At 64.5% G+C, this 18,314-nt stretch carries 19 protein-coding genes; 11 read left to right on the forward strand and 8 right to left on the reverse strand.

Going from position 1 to position 18,314, the window contains the following annotated elements; translation table 11 throughout:
• The first annotated feature begins 561 nt into the window (after nt 1–561).
• The 4 genes from QCE63_RS09850 (at nt 562) to QCE63_RS09865 (ending at nt 4,241) form a co-directional block, all read left to right on the forward strand.
• Nucleotides 562–1,776, forward strand: a complete 1,215-nt coding sequence (locus QCE63_RS09850; protein ID WP_309832587.1) for a DUF2863 family protein — start codon at nt 562–564, stop codon at nt 1,774–1,776.
• A gap of 189 nt (nt 1,777–1,965) precedes the next feature.
• Complete coding sequence (locus tag QCE63_RS09855) at nt 1,966–2,775, forward strand: response regulator transcription factor (RefSeq protein WP_309832589.1); 810 nt, start codon at nt 1,966–1,968, stop codon at nt 2,773–2,775.
• Between the two features lie 68 nt (nt 2,776–2,843).
• Nucleotides 2,844–3,518, forward strand: a complete 675-nt coding sequence (locus QCE63_RS09860) for an energy-coupling factor ABC transporter permease (RefSeq protein WP_309833759.1) — start codon at nt 2,844–2,846, stop codon at nt 3,516–3,518.
• A 156-nt stretch (nt 3,519–3,674) separates the two neighbouring features.
• The gene (locus QCE63_RS09865; protein WP_309832590.1) at nt 3,675–4,241 is read left to right on the forward strand and encodes a BspC domain-containing protein; all 567 of its coding nucleotides are present in this window, start codon (nt 3,675–3,677) and stop codon (nt 4,239–4,241) included.
• A 95-nt stretch (nt 4,242–4,336) separates the two neighbouring features.
• Here QCE63_RS09865 and QCE63_RS09870 read toward each other — a convergent pair whose 3' ends face one another.
• Both QCE63_RS09870 and yaaA read right to left on the reverse strand, forming a co-directional pair.
• Nucleotides 4,337–5,497 (reverse strand): M14-type cytosolic carboxypeptidase, encoded by a 1,161-nt coding sequence (locus QCE63_RS09870; protein ID WP_309832592.1) that lies wholly within the window; start codon nt 5,495–5,497, stop codon nt 4,337–4,339.
• Nucleotides 5,498–5,544: 47 nt separating this feature from the next.
• Nucleotides 5,545–6,324, reverse strand: a complete 780-nt coding sequence (gene yaaA / locus QCE63_RS09875) for a peroxide stress protein YaaA (RefSeq protein WP_309832594.1) — start codon at nt 6,322–6,324, stop codon at nt 5,545–5,547.
• A 56-nt stretch (nt 6,325–6,380) separates the two neighbouring features.
• Here yaaA and QCE63_RS09880 point away from each other — a divergent pair, with 56 nt between their 5' ends.
• The 7 genes from QCE63_RS09880 (at nt 6,381) to QCE63_RS09910 (ending at nt 13,641) form a co-directional block, all read left to right on the forward strand.
• Nucleotides 6,381–6,878, forward strand: coding sequence for a putative toxin-antitoxin system toxin component, PIN family (locus QCE63_RS09880; RefSeq protein ID WP_309832595.1), 498 nt, complete (start codon nt 6,381–6,383; stop codon nt 6,876–6,878).
• 95 nt (nt 6,879–6,973) lie between these two features.
• A complete protein-coding gene (locus QCE63_RS09885; RefSeq protein WP_309832597.1) occupies nt 6,974–8,152 on the forward strand; it encodes a pyridoxal phosphate-dependent aminotransferase in 1,179 nt (392 codons plus the stop codon).
• A 98-nt stretch (nt 8,153–8,250) separates the two neighbouring features.
• Nucleotides 8,251–9,792 carry a 3-hydroxyacyl-CoA dehydrogenase gene (locus QCE63_RS09890; protein WP_309832599.1) on the forward strand — a complete coding sequence of 514 codons (1,542 nt, stop codon included), beginning with the start codon at nt 8,251–8,253 and terminating at the stop codon, nt 9,790–9,792.
• Nucleotides 9,789–10,577 (forward strand): oxepin-CoA hydrolase, alternative type, encoded by a 789-nt coding sequence (locus tag QCE63_RS09895; RefSeq protein ID WP_309832600.1) that lies wholly within the window; start codon nt 9,789–9,791, stop codon nt 10,575–10,577. The genes QCE63_RS09890 and QCE63_RS09895 overlap by 4 nt, the downstream gene beginning before the upstream one ends.
• Nucleotides 10,578–10,580: 3 nt before the next feature.
• Complete coding sequence (locus tag QCE63_RS09900; protein WP_309832601.1) at nt 10,581–11,306, forward strand: histidine phosphatase family protein; 726 nt, start codon at nt 10,581–10,583, stop codon at nt 11,304–11,306.
• A gap of 26 nt (nt 11,307–11,332) precedes the next feature.
• The gene (locus QCE63_RS09905) at nt 11,333–12,406 is read left to right on the forward strand and encodes a phosphotransferase (RefSeq protein WP_309832602.1); all 1,074 of its coding nucleotides are present in this window, start codon (nt 11,333–11,335) and stop codon (nt 12,404–12,406) included.
• Nucleotides 12,407–12,426: 20 nt separating this feature from the next.
• Nucleotides 12,427–13,641 (forward strand): acyl-CoA dehydrogenase family protein, encoded by a 1,215-nt coding sequence (locus QCE63_RS09910; protein ID WP_309832604.1) that lies wholly within the window; start codon nt 12,427–12,429, stop codon nt 13,639–13,641.
• Here QCE63_RS09910 and QCE63_RS09915 read toward each other — a convergent pair whose 3' ends face one another.
• The 6 genes from QCE63_RS09915 to QCE63_RS09940 form a co-directional block, all read right to left on the reverse strand.
• Nucleotides 13,642–14,103 carry a MaoC family dehydratase gene (locus tag QCE63_RS09915; RefSeq protein ID WP_309832605.1) on the reverse strand — a complete coding sequence of 154 codons (462 nt, stop codon included), beginning with the start codon at nt 14,101–14,103 and terminating at the stop codon, nt 13,642–13,644.
• On the reverse strand, nt 14,100–14,558 hold the full coding sequence (locus QCE63_RS09920; RefSeq protein ID WP_309832607.1) for a MaoC family dehydratase: 459 nt from the start codon (nt 14,556–14,558) through the stop codon (nt 14,100–14,102). Before QCE63_RS09920 ends, QCE63_RS09915 begins: the two co-directional genes overlap by 4 nt.
• A gap of 20 nt (nt 14,559–14,578) precedes the next feature.
• On the reverse strand, nt 14,579–15,709 hold the full coding sequence (locus tag QCE63_RS09925) for an acyl-CoA dehydrogenase family protein (protein ID WP_309832610.1): 1,131 nt from the start codon (nt 15,707–15,709) through the stop codon (nt 14,579–14,581).
• A gap of 10 nt (nt 15,710–15,719) precedes the next feature.
• Complete coding sequence (locus tag QCE63_RS09930) at nt 15,720–16,916, reverse strand: acyl-CoA dehydrogenase family protein (RefSeq protein WP_309832611.1); 1,197 nt, start codon at nt 16,914–16,916, stop codon at nt 15,720–15,722.
• Between the two features lie 118 nt (nt 16,917–17,034).
• Nucleotides 17,035–17,475 carry a DUF1178 family protein gene (locus tag QCE63_RS09935; protein WP_309832612.1) on the reverse strand — a complete coding sequence of 147 codons (441 nt, stop codon included), beginning with the start codon at nt 17,473–17,475 and terminating at the stop codon, nt 17,035–17,037.
• A 193-nt stretch (nt 17,476–17,668) separates the two neighbouring features.
• The gene (locus tag QCE63_RS09940) at nt 17,669–18,268 is read right to left on the reverse strand and encodes an NUDIX hydrolase (RefSeq protein WP_309832614.1); all 600 of its coding nucleotides are present in this window, start codon (nt 18,266–18,268) and stop codon (nt 17,669–17,671) included.
• Nucleotides 18,269–18,314: the final 46 nt, after the last annotated feature.

Genomic DNA, 18,314 nt, shown 5'->3' on the forward strand with positions numbered 1-18,314 from the left:
CTCACTCAACGTACTGACGATGATTAATGCCTCAAGACACGTCCCAAGACAAAAACCTTCCTCTGATACTTCGTGTGAGACTCTTGATACTTTTGCTATATGCCGTAGTTCCGAAGAACCACAACCGCACTCGCATCAAGCGCCCACACTTATCGGCTGTTAGTTTTTAAAGAGCACATCGCAGAACAGAATCACTGCACTTCCGTCTTGCGTCGCTGCATCAGCAGCAGAGAAACGAGATTATGAACAACGTTTTGAAGTCTGTCAACAAGAAATTCGAACTTTCTTTCTCGCCAACCGCGCTCGGTGCATTCAACCACCTGCCCCACAACGCCACCTCCAAACCGCCTTTCCCGCTCCCTTCGCGTTCATCGAATCGCGAAGGAACGGAATTCTAGTTAGCCGAATCGAGAAGCGCAAGGGAAGCATCGAAAAAAATCGTGCGCATCGATTCATGCATCTCTTCCCCTACCCCGGCGTTACCCAAACGGCCAGCGGTAAAAGCTGCGGCGGAGCGACTACAATCAAAGGTTCACCGCACTAACTCATTCCAGTACCGATATGCGCTCGCGAATCGCCAAACGTATTCCCCCCGACGCCGACAAGCTCGTCAGCCTCTCCCTCGCGCTCTTCGCGTCCGGCAGCCGCGTCGAGGATCGCTTCTGGGAAGCCCGCCTCGACACGCTCATCGCCAAGCTCGTGCGCAACGGCAATCAGACCACGCTCGATGCCGCGCTCGATCACCTTCAGCAAAATCATCCCGACGCTTACGGCGCACTCGCCGACATGGCCGAGACGCACAGCGAGTCGTTCTCCGTCGACATTGACGGCGCGCCCCACGAAACGCTCCTGATCGCCGCCCCGGTGCTCGCCTGGACGCGCTATGCCATTCCGTCGGGCGCGCTCAAGAGCGATGCCGTGGACGCCCTGCGCACGCAAATGCAGGCGCACATCCTCGCCGCGGACGTGCGTGTCGCCGTGGCGCCCTATCTTTACAGCATTGACCAGTTGCCGCGCCATCATGTCGACACAGCCCGGCTCGCGCAACAGCTGCTGCAAGGCGCCCTGGGCGGCGCGACCATCCGGTTGAACCTCGCCGATCTTCCCGAAACCTCCCCGATCCTGGCCGATCCGCGCTTCCTGCTCGCATTGCTCGTGGTGCCGTCGGGCGCCGCGTTCTTCCGCTGGCAGGAAGACGAAAACGGCAGCCGGGTCGAACGAGGGCAATGCCTCGAACAATGGACGACGCAAGGCGGTCCGAGTTTCGCCGCCATTCTTCCGGGCTGCGAATTCGAGTGCTTGCTGCCTGATGCCTACTATTCGGCCTGCCGCGATGCCGACGAGCAAGTTCGCCCGCATACCGTGCGGACTGCCGTCCGCTATCTGTTCGATACGCTCGGGACGGCGCCGCAGGATCTGCGTGCGGTCATCGCCGGGTTTGGCGAGCGACGCATCGATGAGTACCGCATCGGCTTCACGCGTCGCGGCAGCAATGACGTCATCTACGGTGTGGTCTGGCCGCTGTATGGCCGCGAGAACGGCGAACTCGGCATGGAAGACGACACCGCCGAACTCGAAGGCGCGAACGGCCCGGTCGAGGAGATCGTCGAGTTGCTGAAGAAGGCGGGCGTGACGGACGTGCGCCGTCATGCCGGGCGCTTCGAGCCCGAGTTCTGCGACGACTGCGGCGTGCCGCTTTACGCAGACCCACTTGGCGAGATCGTTCACGCCGAGATGCCCGAGGACGCCGAACCCGCGCAGCCTCACTTCCACTGACGCGCGAACCCGCTGCCAAAACTCAACAAACCCCGCCCTGTGCGGGGTTTTGTGTATTTATGCCTATGCCATTCGGCTAGGGCGCGGAACGGCCCGGAATTTGTCAATATTGCCGAAACGCCTGCCATATAGGCGATAACAATCCCGGCGCGGAGGCGCGTGCGGGGCATTTTTGACACGAGGTCAAGCATGAATATCAATATCATCGGTTCCGACGCAGAACGCCGCGCGGGCCTCAAAACCTTGCTGCGCCGTATCGCTCGTCAAGCGCAGTTCAACGAGTCGAAGGACTGGAGACAAGCTCGTTCGTTACTGCTGCGCACCAGCCCTGACATGGTCATGATCGACTGGACATCGGACCTGCGCGCCTACGACCTGCAGTCCATCCTGGACGAAGTCCCGCGCGTGCCCGCCGCCGTGATGATCGACCGTTGCAGCGCGGGACTCGTGTACTCGCTGATGAACGCCGGCGCCATGGGCATCGTGCCACGGGCGCTCGACCCCGCGCTGATCCTGCGCGCGCTCGAGATGGTGCTGGTGGGCGGCCACTACATCCCGGCCGATATCGTCGATCCCGATCTCACGCGCGAGATCGCGGCGCGGCGCGCGCAAGGGGTCGAGAAACAGTGGCTCAAGGTCCGGCACCATCCCACATTGTCGCCGCGGCAGCAGCAGATCATGCGCTGCGTCCATATGGGAAGCACCAACAAGATGATCGCCAAGACGCTGGGCATCAGCGAAGGCACCGTGAAGATCCACCTTGCAAGCATCTTCCAGCAACTGGGCGCAAGCAATCGCGCGGCGGCCGTCGCCATCTACAACGGCGTGCTGAATCCGCATCTCGCCATTCTGCGTGACCTCGACGAGCAGCCCATGCCCGTCGTGACCGGCGAACCCGGCATCATTCCATTGAGGCGCTCGCGCAAACGTTACCCTTCACTGACCGACCTCGATCCGGCCTCACTGCCCATGGCCGCAGAACCGCGAACGCCGTTCTAGGAAAAAAGCGTGCAAACGGGTCCGTCCTTTGCGCACACGTTTCACGCGCAACGAGTAATATGCAAGACATGGGGTTCTTCTACACACCGCTACCGCTGTGGCTGACGGTTGGCAGCTGGGTCGCCGCCGCTGGCCTGCTCGCGCTTGCCGTCCTGCAACGTCCGTTCACGCGTCTGCAGGACGCCACGCTACAGCACGTCTGGCTCGGCACCATCGTCGCCGTCACGGTGCTGTGGGCCTGCAACGCGTGGTTCGACGACGGCCCCGTGATCCATCTGCTCGGCGCAACCCTCATGGTCACGTTGTTCGACTGGCGGCTCGCCCTGATCGGCACGGCGGCAACCACCGGACTCGCCGCCGTCGTGCTTGACGCGTCATGGCTCAACATCGCGACCACGTATCTGCTGTTCGGCGCGTTGCCGGTGGGCGTATCCACGCTGCTTCATCGCCTGAGCAATGCATGGCTGCCGCGCAACCTCTTCACGTTCATTGCAGGTCATGGCTTCATCACGTCGGGGGCGGCGGTCGCTGCCGCATGCGGCGCCACCGTGCTGCTCGAGATGGCGCTGGCTACCGGCCCCTTTGTCGTGCCCGCCGCGTTCATGCGCGGCTCCTTTCTGCTTGGCGCGGGCGAGGCCCTCTTCACCGGCCTGCTCACCATCCTCATTACGGTCTACAAGCCCGCCTGGATCACCACGTATGACGTGCGCCGCTATCGGCTGGATCGCGGTCCGCGCGTCTGAGTCTCGTCGCCGGCATCCTGGCAGTCACTTCCGTACGGTCTGGTTCGCTCCATTACAGTCCGTTCAAGGTCGGAACGCGCGCAAAGTACGATAAGATTGAACTCCTTCCCCACACGGCGCATCTTACTTGGCCGTGTCTTCTTAGCGTCAGACCTGATGGATAGTAACTACGCACCGCGCCGGCTGCTGCGGCTCGTCGGCCGGTTGACGGTATGCGTGTCGTTGGCATGCGGGGTATCCGCCTTTGCCGATACGCTCGACGAACGCAACGAGTTGATTCATCACTTCGTCATCGACTTCAACGCCAATCCGCTGGTGGCGGATTGCGCCGCGCACGGCAACTTCATCGCCAGCACGTCCACGGCGTTCGACCACGTCGAGTTTCCTCCCGAGTCGTTCGATTCGTCACACTCCGGCATCGAGCCGTGGAACGATTCCTTCGACGAGAAGAAGCAGCGCATCAAGGTGGACAACGTCGTGACGGTCGAAGGCCAGGGCATGCCGAAGAGCGACGAGCGCAACCCTACGCCATTGAAGTTCCGGTGCGGGTATGTCGGCAGCCAGTTGCTGGCGTTCGGCTGGAACGATCCCGTGCCGCCGCTGCGTCCGCAATCGCACGCCACGCGCAGCACGAAGTCCAAGCACGGCGCCAAGACCAAGTCATCGGGCAAGAAGAGCACGTCGAAGACGAAGTCGACGAAGAACAGCAGCAAGAAGCACTAAGCTGCATGGCCTGCGGGCGAAGCCCAAGTCAAACGAACAGGGCGTGGTCACACGATGTGGCCACGCCCTGTCACGTATGAACCCAAAGACACACCTTAATCCGCAAACGCCTGCACATGCCACAGGATGGCCTGCAGCATCGAAGCACCCAGCGCCGCGCTGCGCGCGCCACTCCAGCCCACGCTCTCGTCCGGCAGATTGGCGTTGTCCTTGAATGGCATCTCGAGCGTCAATGAAAGACACCCGTACTCATTGCCGATGTACTTCGACGCCAGCTTGAGTGCATCCGTCTGATACTTGCTGGCCTCGTAGCCATGGACGTCCTGGAAATCCGGGCTCGCCTGCTTGAAGAACTGTACGAAGGCTTTCTGCTCCGCTGCCTGCCGTTCGGTGAAGCCCGGCAGCATCTCGGACCCCGCGACGAACACATACGGAATGGCCTCGTCGCCGTGGATATCGAAAAACATGTCGCAGCCCATCTCCGCGATCGCCTCGCGCACGGCCAGCACTTCGGGACTGCGTTCGGCGCTCGGCTCCATCCACTCGCGATTCAGATTCGCGCCCGCTGCGTTGGTGCGCAGGTTGCCGAGCACGCTGCCGTCCGGATTCATGTTCGGCACGATGTGGAAGATGGCCCGCTCGAACAGCGCGCGCGCCACCGGATCGCCCGACCAGTCGCCGAAGCCCGCCAGCCGCTTGACGAGCCCTTCGACGAACCATTCGGCCATGGTCTCGCCCGGATGCTGGCGCGCGATGATCCAGATGTTCTTCTTCGGCGGCGCGTCGCCGAAATCGGGGATGCCGAGCGAGAGTATCGACATCGGCCGGCCTTGCACCGAGCTGCCGATCTCGGTCAGCGTCGCGAGCGGCATCTGCTGGACCGCGCCAAGAAACTCGGAATGACGCTCCTCGCTGTACGGCTCGAAGTACGCGTAATAGATGCGGTCGAAGTCGGGCGTGTGATCGATCGTCATCACTTTCCCGTCGTACTCCGTCGATACGCGGAACCAGTTAACGCGGTCATAGCTCGCGACCGCTTCGTAGTCGCGCCAGCCTTCGGGAAACGCGCACTGTGCCGCGTTCTCGAAGGTCATCACGAGACGCTCGCCGCGCGCGCCCGACACCCGGAAGTAGAACCACTGCGCGAAGTCCGCCTGCGTGTCCGGACGAATGCGCAGGCGAATGTCGGCGGGGTCGTCGGCGTTCAGGACGTCGATCGCGCCCGCGTCGAAGTTGCTCGAAATGAAGATGCTCATGGTGATGTCCTTTTGCTGTCGTGTTCGCGTCATCGCGGGCGTCGGGCTCAGTCCGCGATGCGCCGGCGAAACACATAAGTCGAATCGTTCGATGCCTTCGCGTCGAACGCATAACCTTCGCTGTCGAAATCCTTGAGCGCTTCCGGCTCGTCGATACGGTTCTCCACCGCATAACGCGCCATCAGGCCGCGCGCGCGCTTGGCGTGAAAGCTGATGATCTTGTAGCGGCCGCCCTTCCAGTCTTCGAACACGGGCGAAATCACCGGCGCGGCCAGTTGCTTCGGCTTGACCGATTTGAAATACTCGCCCGACGCGCAATTCACCAGCACGCGCGCGCCGCGCTGCTTGTGCAGCTGCTCGTTGAGCGCTGTGGTGATGCGTTCGCCCCAGAAGGCGTAGAGATCCTTGCCGCGCGCATTGGGAAACTTCGTGCCCATTTCGAGCCGGTACGGCTGCAGCAGGTCGAGCGGCCGCAACAGCCCGTACAGACCCGACAGCACGCGCACGTGATTTTGTGCGAAGTCGAGGTCGCTCGCCGACAGGCTTTTGGCGGCGAAACCTTCGTACACATCGCCATTGAAGGCGAGCACGGCCTGCTTCGAATTGTGCGTGTCGAAGGTCGTCGACCACTCCGCGAAGCGCTGGAAATTCAGGGCGGCAAGCGGGTCGGAGATGCTCATCATGCCGCCGATTTCCTGCGGCGACAGCTTGCGCAGGCCGTGAATCAGTTCGGCGGCGTCATCGACGAATTGCGGCAGCGTGTGTTTGCGGACGTGAGGCGGCGTCTCGTAGTCGAGCGATTTGGCAGGCGAGAGAACGATTATCATGGAGGGTCGCCGGCACGCCGCCGGCGATCATAGGCATAAACCCCAGATTGTATCGAATGGACCATTCCGCCGCGCCGCAGCCGCAGCCGTCATCGCCGCCGTCACCGCTGCGCGTCGTGCTCGATTCGAACGTATGGATCGACATCCTCGTGTTCGACGACCCCGCCACGCGCCCGATCCACGCGGCCCTCGAAGCGCGCACGCTCGAAGCGCTGATCGACCGGCGCTGTCTCAGGGAGCTCACGCACGTGCTCGACTATCCTCAGTTCGTGCGCATGGAAGTGAACGCCGCGACAGCGCTCGCGACCGTTGCGCGCCTGACGACGCTCGTCGAAGCCAGCCTGGCCGAAGACGCGCCCCCGCTGCCGAAGTGCAAGGACCGCGACGATCAGAAGTTCCTCGAACTCGCGCATGCATCCGGTGCGCAGTGGCTCGTCTCGAAGGATCGGGCGGTGCTGAAACTCGCACGCCGCGTGGCGCGCGATTTCGGTTTCCGCATCGCGGAGCCCAAGCCGTTCGTCCAGGAACTCGAAGCAGCCGCGGCCATCGGCTGACACAGACTGACGCTGCACTAAAATAGCGTGCACACGCGCTTCAACGTGCTTTCCGCATCTGCATTCCATATCGCGACCTACCCGCCGACATGACCATGAACGCCACGCACGAACTGCCGCCCGCTTCACCCGATGCCTTCCCGTCGCGCCTGCCCAACGTGGGCACGACCATCTTCACTGTGATGAGCGCGCTCGCGACACAGAAAGGCGCGGTGAACCTCGGTCAGGGTTTCCCCGATTTCGATTGCGACGCACGCATCGTCGATGCCGTAGCCGACGCGATGCGTCAGGGTCACAATCAATATCCGCCGATGGCCGGCGCGGCGCCGCTGCGCCAGGCGATCGCCCGCAAGATCGAGGCGCTCTACGGCCGCGCCTACGACGCCGAACGTGAAATCACGGTGACGGCGGGCGCGACCCAGGCGCTGCTGACGGCCATACTGTGCTGCGTGCATCCGGGCGATGAAGTCGTGGTGATCGAGCCGATGTACGACAGCTACGTGCCGGCCATCGAACTCGCGGGCGGCAAGCCGGTGTTCGTGTCGCTGGAGGCGCCCGACTACGCGCTGCCGTTCGACAAGATCGCCGCCGCGATCACGCCGAAGACGCGCCTGCTCATGATCAACACGCCGCACAATCCGACCGGCCGCGTGTGGCGCGCCGAGGACATGCGCAAGCTGGAAGACATCGTGCGCGGCACCGGCGTGCTGATCGTGTCCGACGAAGTCTACGAGCACATGGTGTACGACGGCGCGCCGCACGAAAGCGTTGCGCGCTATCCGGAACTGGCCAAGCGCAGCTTCGTCGTGTCGAGCTTCGGCAAGACCTTTCACGTGACAGGCTGGAAGATCGGCTACGTGGCGGCCCCCGCCGCACTGACCGCCGAATTCCGCAAGGTGCATCAGTTCAACGTGTTCACGGTCAACACGCCGATGCAGATCGGCCTCGCGCATTACCTCGAGAACCCGAAGCCGTATCTCGAACTGCCGGCGTTCTATCAGCAGAAGCGCGACTTTTTCCGCGCGGGTCTGGCGAACTCACGCTTCTCGCTGCTGCCCTGCGACGGCACCTATTTCCAGTGCGTCGATTACTCGAAGATCAGCGACCTGCCCGAAGCCGAATTCGCGCAATGGCTCACGAGCGAGATCGGCGTGGCCGCGATTCCGGTGTCGGCGTTCTATCACGAGAGCCATGAGTCGGGCGTCGTGCGCTTCTGCTTCGCCAAGAAGGAGGAGACGCTCGCGCTCGCGCTCGAACGGCTCGCCCGGCTCTAACCAAGGGCGCGCGGTCCGCCGCGCGCCGCTGAACGGCTCGTCCGGCGCGGCGCCGCGCGGGCCTGTGTGGTCCACTTCCGAAGGAGCCGAACCGCATCATGAGTCAACCCGAATACCGCATCGAGACGCTCGGCATCGTCGGCAGCGGCGCGATGGGACGCGGCATCGCGCAGATCGCCGCGCTCGGCGGCCTGAACGTGCTGCTCCACGATACGAATCCGCAGGCGCTCGCCGCTGCGCGCGCCTATCTGTCCGATACCTTCGCGCGCCTCAGCGCCAAGGGCAAGCTCAAGGAAGCCGATGCGCACGCGGCGCTCGCGCGCATCCGCGAGGCCCACGACACGAGTGAACTGGCCGGCTGCGACGCCGTCATCGAGGCGATCGTCGAGAATCTCGACATCAAGCGCGGGCTGTTCCGCGACCTCGAAGCCGCCGTCGGCGAACATTGCATCCTGGCGTCCAACACGTCTTCGCTGTCGATTACCGCGATCGCCGCGGGTTGCGCGCATCCGCAACGTGTCGCGGGCTTCCACTTTTTCAATCCGGTGCCGCTGATGCGCGTCGTCGAAGTGATCGACGGCCTGCGCGGCGACGCCCATGCCGGCGATGCGCTGATGGCGCTCGCGCGCCGCATGGGTCACACGCCGGTGCGCGCGAAGGACATGCCGGGCTTCATTGTCAATCACGCCGGGCGCGGCATGAACACCGAAGGCCTGCGCGTGGCGAGCGAAGGCGTCGCGAGCTTCGCGACCATCGACCGCATCATGCGCGAGCAGGCGGGCTTCCGGCTCGGGCCGTTCGAACTGCTCGACCTCACCGCGCTCGACGTCTCGCATCCGGTGATGGAGTCGATCTATCACCAGTTCTACGAGGAGCCGCGCTTCCGGCCGTCGCCGATCACGGCCACGCGGCTCGCAGGCGGGCTGGTCGGACGCAAGACGGGCGAAGGCTTCTACCGTTATGTCGACGGCAAGCCCGACGTGCCGCCCGAAGCCGCCGCGCCCACGCGTCTGCCCACTCGCGTGTGGATCAGCCGCGCGTGGCCCGCCGGGCGCGAGCAAGTGCTGAAGCTGATCGCGCGCTGCGACTGCTCGGTGCATCTCGATACCGGCCACACACCGGCGCCGGATTCGCTGATCGTCGTCACGCCGCTCGGCGTGGATGCCACGACCACCGCCATCAACGAACATCTCGATGCCACGCGCGTCGTGGCCGTCGATACGCTGTTCCCGCTCGACGCCGTCGCGCGCCGCACCGTCATGACGACGCCCGCCACCACGCCCGCGATGCGCGACGCCGCCCACGCGCTGTTCGCCGTCGACGGCGTGCCGGTCAGCGTAATCCGCGACTCGACCGGTTTCGTCGCGCAACGCGTCGTCGCGACCATCGTGAACATCGGCTGCGACATCGCGCAACAGGGCATCGCGACGCCCGAGGACATCGATCTCGCGGTGACGCTCGGGCTCGGCTATCCGCACGGTCCGCTCGCACTCGGCGACACGCTCGGCGCGCATACGGTGCTCACGATCCTGCGCAACATTCACAGCGTGCTGGGCGATCCGCGTTACCGCCCTTCTCCGTGGCTCACGCGGCGCGCCCAGCTCGGACTTCCGCTTACCCATATCGAGGAGCTCGGATGAGCGCCGAACTACTGACATCCCGGCCGGCCGGCAGCGACACCACGCTGGTGCTGAAGCTCTCCAATCCGGGCGCGCGCAATGCGTTGCATCCGGACATGTACGCGGCGGGCACCGAGGCATTGAACGCGGCCGAGCGCGATACCAGCGTGCGCGCCATCGTGCTGACCGGCGCGGACAATTTCTTCTGCGCGGGCGGCAATCTGAATCGCCTGCTCGAGAACCGCGCGCAGGATCCGTCGGTGCAGGCCGACAGCATCGACTTGCTGGCCGAATGGATCAGCGCGCTGCGCGCCTCGACCAAGCCGGTGATCGCGGCCGTCGAAGGCGCGGCGGCCGGCGCAGGGTTTTCGCTGGCGCTCGCGTGCGATTTGATTGTCGCCGCCGATGACGCGCGCTTCGTCATGTCGTATGCGCGCGTCGGCCTGACGCCGGATGGCGGCGCATCGTGGTTCCTGGCGCGCGCGTTGCCGCGCACGCTCGCGAGCGAAGTGCTGCTGGAAGCGAAGCCGATCGGCGCGGTGCGGCTGCATGAAGTGGGCGTGGTCAACCGGCTGACGAAGAAAGGCATTGCGCTGGATGCCGCCATCGCCTGGGCCGACGATCTCGGCAGCGTCTCGCCGAAAGCGCTGGCGCGCATCAAGGCGCTGATCGGCGCCGCCGAGACGCAGGGGCTGCCCGCGCATCTCGACATGGAACGCGACAGTTTCGTCGACGCCCTCCATCACGGCGACGCGCTCGAAGGCATCACCGCGTTCCTCGACAAACGCCAGCCGAACTACCGCTGAACCATGGCCCACTACGAGCTGCCACGGCGACGCCGCATCTTCCTGATGCGTCACGGCGACGTCACCTACTTCGACGACAGCGGCCGCGCAATCGATCCGGAAAGCGTGCCGCTCAACGAACGCGGACGCGAGGAAGCGCGCGCGGCGGGCCGAGCATTCGCCGCGCAGCAGGTGCGTTTCGACCGGGTGATCGTGAGCGGGCTGCCGCGCACGGTCGAGACCGCCCAACGCGTGCTCGCGGAAACGGGCCAGCAGGCCGATATCGAAACCTGGCCCGACTGGCAGGAAATTCGCGGCGGCAACCTGAAGGACCTGACCACCGCCGATATCGAGCGGGCGTTTCTCTCGGTGTTCGATGGCGTCGTGGCTGAAGACACGCAGTTCCTCGGCGGCGAAACCATCGGCCAGTTGCTGGATCGCGCGCTGCCCGCCGTCGCGCGGCTGCGTGCGGACGCCGCGTGGGACACGGTGCTGCTCGTGCTGCACGGCGGCGTCAATCGCGCGTTGTTGTCACACGCGATCACGGCGGGCGGGCGCGCGTTCTTCGGGCATCTGTCGCAGGCGACCGGCTGCATCAACGCACTCGATGTCGGCGAGAAGGCCGGCGACTGGGTCGTGCACGCGATCAATCACGCGCCGCCATCGCCGCTGCACGCCGACGTGCGCAATACGACGATGGAACTGCTTTACGCTCAATTCATCCGCTACAAGGCCGGCGACACGAACTGACGGCGCCGCGCAACACGGAGGAGACGATGCAGGATTACTCCGCGTTCGAGGGAACGCGTCCCGTGCAGGAACAGCAGCGCTTCGACACCGGCGCGCTCGCCGCGTGGCTCGCAGCGCACGTCGAGGGCTTCGGCGGGCCTCTCACGGTCGAGCAGTTCGCCGGCGGTCAGTCCAATCCCACCTTCAAGCTCGTCACGCCCCAACGCAGCTACGTAATGCGCACGAAGCCCGGGCCCGCGGCGAAGCTGCTGCCGTCGGCGCATGCGATCGAGCGCGAATACCGCGTGATGGACGCCCTCGCCGCGACTGACGTGCCCGTCGCGCGCATGCTCGCGCTGTGCGAGGACGAAAGCGTGATGGGCCGCGCGTTCTATGTGATGGCTTATGTCGAAGGCCGCGTGTTGTGGGACCCGTCGCTGCCGGGTCTGTCGCGCGCGGCGCGCGCCGCGATCTACGACGAAATGAACCGCGTGATCGCCGCGCTGCATACGGTGGATGTCGATGCCGCCGGACTGTCTGGCTATGGCAAGCCGGGCAACTACTTCGAACGGCAGATCGGCCGCTGGAGCAAGCAGTATCTCGCTTCGCAGACCGGCGACATCGATGCGATGAACCGCCTGATCGACTGGCTGCCGCAACACGTGCCGCACAGCGGCGAGCCGCGCGTGAGCGTGGTGCATGGCGACTTCCGCCTCGACAACCTGATCTTTCACGCGACCGAACCGCGCGTGCTCGCGGTGCTCGACTGGGAACTCTCGACGCTCGGCGATCCGCTCGCCGATTTCGCCTATCACTGCATGGCGTGGCACGTGGACCCGTCGCAGTTTCGCGGCATCGCGGGACTCGACTGGGCCGCGCTCGGCCTTCCGGACGAAGACGCCTATGTGAAGCGCTACTGCGAACGCACCGGCTTCGCGATCGAAGGCGACTGGAACTTCTACCTCGCGTACAACATGTTCCGCATTGCCGCGATCCTGCAAGGCATCATGAAGCGCGTCGTCGATGGCACCGCCGCGAGCGCGCAGGCTATCGACGCCGGCCAGCGCGCACGGCCGATGGCGGAACTCGCCTGGCAGTACGCGCAGAAAGTCGGCCGCTGACGAACCGGGAGACACCATCGATGAACTTCGACTACACGCCCAAAGTGCAAGCCTTGCGCGAGAAATTGCTGGCCTTCTTCGACGCGCACATCTATCCGAACGAACGCGCTTATGCCGACGAAGTCGCGGCAAATCGCGCGGCGGGCAATGCATGGGTGCCGACGCGCCTCATCGAATCGCTCAAGGAACGCGCGCGCGCCGAGGGTCTGTGGAATCTGTTCCTGCCATCGTCGGGACGCGGCGCCGGTCTCACGAATCTCGAATACGCGCCGCTGTGCGAAATCATGGGCCGCGTGCCCTGGGCGCCGGAAGTGTTCAACTGCAGCGCGCCCGATACCGGCAACATGGAAACCATCGAGCGCTATGGTTCAGAGGCGCAGAAGGCCCAATGGCTGGAGCCGCTGTTGCGCGGCGAGATCCGTTCGGCGTTCCTGATGACCGAGCCGGAAGTGGCTTCGTCGGATGCGACGAATATCCGGTGCAGCATCGTGCGCGACGGCGACAGCTATGTGATCGACGGTCACAAGTGGTGGTCGTCGGGTGCGGGCGATCCGCGCTGCAAGATCTATATCGTGATGGGCAAGACCGATCCCGATGCGCCGAAACACGCGCAGCAGTCGATGATTCTCGTGCCCGCGGATTCGCAAGGCGTCACCGTGCATCGGCCGCTGCATGTGTTCGGTTACGACGACGCGCCCCACGGTCACATGGACATCACGCTGCAAAGCGTGCGCGTGCCCGCCGCCAATCTGCTGCTCGGCGAAGGCCGCGGCTTCGAGATCGCGCAAGGACGGCTCGGACCCGGCCGCATTCATCACTGCATGCGGCTGATCGGCCTTGCCGAACGCGCGCTCGAACTCATGACGAAGCGCACGCTCGAACGCGTGGCCTTCGGCAAGCCGATCGCGCAGCATGGCGTGACGCAGGAGCGCATCGCCGACGCGCGCATCATGATCGAACAGGCTCGCCTGTTGACGCTCAAGGCCGCCTTCATGATGGACACCGTTGGCAACAAGAGCGCGCGCGGCGAGATTGCGATGATCAAGGTGGTCGCGCCGAACGTGGCGTGCCAGGTCATCGACTGGGCCATCCAGGCGCACGGCGCGGGCGGCGTCAGCGACGACTTTCCGCTCGCCTACGCGTATGCGTCGGCGCGCACCTTGCGGCTCGCGGACGGCCCCGACGAAGTGCATCGCAACGCCATCGCCAAGCTGGAGTTCGGCAGGGTCGCGTAGTCAGAACGCGTGGCGCGTGATGAATTCCGCGACGCACGCGGGCTTGTCGGCGCCTTCGCACTCCACTGTCACGCGCCATGTCACCTGCACGCCACCCGGTTCGACTTCGCTCGCCTGCTCCACTTCGAAGCTCGCACGCAGCCGGGAACCCACGCGTACCGGCGACATGAAGCGCACGCGGTTCAGCCCGTAGTTGACGCTGACGCGCGCAGCGAGTGGCACGCACTGAACGAGCCACATCGGCACGAGCGAGAGCGTGAGGAAACCATGCGCGATCGTGCCGCCGAACGGCGACTCGCGCGCGGCGCGCTCCACGTCGACGTGGATCCATTGATGATCGTCGGTGGCATCGGCGAAGCGGTTCACGCGCGCCTGATCGATCAGGGTCCATTCGCTCACATAGCGCGCGGTACCGACTGCCGCGAACACGTCCGCCGCGCTCTTCAACGAGGCGACGCTCATGCTTCGGCAGCCGGATGGCGCAGGCCGAAGAGCGCGGCGGAATCGACCGTCAGCACGAGTTCGCCGTGCTGGTTGTGGGCCTCCCAGCGCGTCTGCACGATGCCGCGGTCCGGCTTGCTCTTCGACACGCGCTTGTCGAGCACGCGCACGGTCAGCCGCACCGCGTCGCCGACGCGCACCGGCTTGAGCCAGCGAATGTTGTCGAGTCCGGGCGAACCCATCGAGGTCGAGTCGCCGACCATGTCGCGCACCAGGATGCCCATCATCGCGGCGCAGGTGTTCCACCCACTCGCGACCAGTCCGCCGAAATGCGAGGCCTCGCCCGCTGCTTCGTTCAGATGGAACGGCTGCGGATCGTAACGCTCCGCAAAGCCGACGATCTCCTCGCGCGTGAAGGTATGCGCGCTCAGGACCACCGCGCTGCCGATATCGAAATCTTCATAGGCGTATTTCATGTCTGTCTCCTCGCTGCACGTCAGTCTTCGGTCATGGAGAATGCGCGCAACGAAGCGAAGCGCGCGAGATGATGATCGACATCGCCGAGCGTCGTCTCGATGATCGAGAGCCGCTTGAACCAGTGCGCCGCCGGCAGTTCGTGGGTCACGCCCATGCCGCCGTGCAACTGCACCGCCTGCTGGCCGACGAATCGCGCGGCCTGCCCGATGCGCGCCTTCGCGGCGCTGATGGTCCGGGCGCGGCGGTCAGCGTCATCGTCTTGCAGATGCGCGGCCGCGAGGTAGGTGATGGACCGCGCCTGTTCGATATGGATCAGCATGTCCACCATGCGATGCTGCAACGCCTGGAAGCGCCCGATCGGCATGCCGAACTGCTGGCGCTCGCGGCTATAGGCGACGGTGGCGAGATGCAGCGCATCGAGCGCGCCGAGCGCTTCGGCGCAGAGCAGGAAGCACGCGTGATCGGCGATCCGCTGGAGCGTGGCCGCGCCGGTGTCGCGGTTGCCGAGGCGTGTAGCGGTCGTGTGGTCGAAGACGAGGGTTGCGGCGCGCTGTCCGTCGATCGTGCGGTACTCCGTCATGCGCACGTTCGCCGCGTCCTTCCCGACGATGAACAGCGCCACTTCACCGTCCAGCCGCGCCGGAACGATCCAGTGATCGGCCTGCGCGCCGTGCTGCACCATCGACTTCGTGCCTGTGAGCGTGAACGTGTCGCCGTCCATCGTGGCGATGGTGCGCAGGTCGAAGAGATCGTAGCGCGCGTGCGGCTCGTTGAACGCGACCGCCAGTTTTATCTCGCCGCGACCCGCGCGTTCGAGCAGCTCCGTCGCGGTCGCACTGCCCTCACGCGCACCGCGCCGCAACGCCTCGATACCGACCGCCGTGGCCCAGTATGGCTCGACCACCCGCGCACGCCCCAGCTCCTGCATGACCACGAGCATGTCCACCGGATTGCCGTCGAAACCGCCCTGCGCTTCGGGTACCGGCAACGCGAGCACGCCCAGTTCGGCGAGCGCGCGCCAGTGTCGGTCATCGACACCCGCCGCCGATGCCACGATCTTCTGCCGCGCATCGAACGGATATTCGCGGTCCAGATAACGGCGCAGTGCATCGCCAAATTGCTGCTGTTCGTCGCTGAAAGTGAAGTCCATGCGCCGCTCCTCAGAGTCCCAGGATCATCTGCGCGATGATGTTCTTTTGAATCTCGTTCGAGCCGCCATAGATCGATGTCTTGCGGAAGTTGAAGTAATACGCGGCGAGCGGCGCGGCATCGTCGTCGCCGGTGAGGCTGTGAGCGCGTTCGCCTTCGAGGAACGCGGGATCGAACGCCGCGGCCTGCGGGCCGATGGCCTCGACCATCAGTTCGGTCAGCGCCTGCTGCACTTCCGTGCCCTTGATCTTCAGCATCGACGCCTCGGGCCCCGGCCCCTGCCCGCCCGCCTCGCTCGCCACCACGCGCTGCACCGTCACTTCGAGCGCCATCAGCTCGATTTCGAGCGCGGCCACCTTGGCGGCGAACAACGGATCATGCAGCAGCGGCTTGCCGCCTTGCGTGCGATCCAGCGCCAGCCGCTTCAGGAACTGCATTTCACGTTTCGACTGCCCCACCCGCGCGATGCCCGTGCGCTCGTGGCCGAGCAGATACTTCGCATAGGTCCAGCCGCGATTTTCATCGCCGACGCGGTTCGACACCGGCACCTGCACGTCCTCGAAGAAGACCTCGTTGACTTCGTGATCTTCGTCGAGCGTGATGATCGGGCGCACGGTCACGCCCGGTGTCTTCATGTCGATCAGCAGGAATGAGATACCTTCTTGCTTCTTCGCGTCGGGGTCGGTGCGCACGAGGCAGAACATCATGTCGGCGTGCTGGGCGAGCGTGGTCCAGGTCTTCTGGCCGTTGACGAGGTAGTGATCGCCGCGCCGTTCCGCGCGCGTGCGCAGCGAGGCCAGGTCCGAGCCCGCGCCGGGTTCCGAATAGCCCTGGCACCACCAGTCGGTGCCGTCGAGAATGCGCGGCAGATAGTAAGACCGCTGTTCGACGCTGCCGAATTTCATCAGCACCGGCGCAACCATCGACACGCCGAACGGCAGCACCGAAGGCGCGCCCGCGCGGGCGCACTCTTCGTCCCAGATATGGCGCTGGGTCACGCTCCAGCCGGGGCCGCCGTATTCAGTCGGCCACGCGACAGCCGACCAGCCGCGCGCACCAAGCAGCCTGTGCCAGCTGATGTAATCGTCGCGCGTCAAGCGCTTGTGATGGAGAACTTTGTCGCGCAGCGTGCGCGGAAGATTGGCTTCGAGCCAGGTGCGAATGTCGACGCGAAAGGCGTCGTCGGAAGGCGAGTAGCTGAGGTCCATGCGCGCTTGTCTCCGGTCCCATGCAGAACTCGGCCGGAGTGGGCGCTTCTGCGCATCTCCGGTCCGCTGCAAAGTTCATGACCCGCATCCGGGCCATGGAGAACACCGCGCGCGATGCTTACTGCAGCGGCTCCTTCAGTGCGTCCGGAACAGGCAACGGCAAAACGTCGATTCCTTCTTCGAGCAACGCGTGCGCATCTTCAGGCGTGGTGACGCCGCGAATGTTGCGCGCCGGCGCCTCGTTGTAATGAATGCGCCGCGCTTCCTCGGCAAACCGCTCGCCCACGTTCTCGGTCTTCGACATCAGCTCGCGCATGAAATGCAACGCGCGGGCTTGTACGTCAGTTGCAGCAGGCGCGTTCACCGCCTTCTGCGCTGTCTCACTCCGCGCCGAAGACAGATTGAGACGCGGCGCGGACGGCATACGGCTGACGTCAGTCGCCGAACACACCGGGCAGGCGACGAGCTTGCGCGCCAGTTGCGACTCGAACTCCTCCGTGGAGGCGAACCAGCCTTCGAACCGGTGATCGTGCGCACACTTTAAATCGAGGACCTTCATGCTATTCAGGCTTCATGGAGTGTAGCTCAGTTCACGGACTTTATGAACGAGCGTACTAAAACGCGGTGGGATCGAAAATCATAACCGGATTGGGCCGGTCGTTCATTCTATCCGCTCGGCCAGCGCGCTGCCTCGCATGGCCAGAAACGACACAGGCGGCTGGTGGGCCGCCTGTGTCGGTTGAATCCGTGTCTTAACCCTGCGCTGGCTGGCCCGGCTGCCATTCACCCGAGCGAATCTTCTCCAGCCAGAACACGCCGATGATCGTCTTCACATCGCTGATGCTGCCGTCCTTCACCCAGCGCATCAGTTGCGCTTCGTCGGCGATGAAGGTTTCGAGAAACTCACCTTCATCGAGCCGCGCATCGCCTTCGACGAGACCGCGCGCCAGATAAATGTCGATGAATTCCGTCGAATACGAAATCACCGGATGGATCCGCGTCAGGAAGGTCCATTCGCGCGCCGTATAGCCGGTCTCTTCCTGCAGTTCGCGCTTCGCGCAGCTCAGTTCGCTTTCGTTCGGATCGAGCTTGCCTGCCGGAAACTCCAGCAGCACCTGCCCCACCGGATAACGAAACTGCCGTTCGAGCAGCACGCGGCCGTCGTCGAAGACCGGCAGGATCATGACCGCGCCGGGATGCTCGACGAACTCGCGCGTCGCATGCTTGCCGTCGGGCAATTCGACGGTATCGCACTTGAGGGTCAGGAACTTGCCTTCGTGGAGCGTGACGCTTTCGACCTTCTTCTCGACAAGGCCTTCATCGCCGGCGGGAAAGGAACGTTGATCTGCCATCTGGAAACCTGTGCGTGGGAAGCGAACAGGCCGCTAACGGCATGAA

Source organism: Caballeronia sp. LZ065 (assembly GCF_031450975.1).
Lineage (GTDB): Bacteria > Pseudomonadota > Gammaproteobacteria > Burkholderiales > Burkholderiaceae > Caballeronia.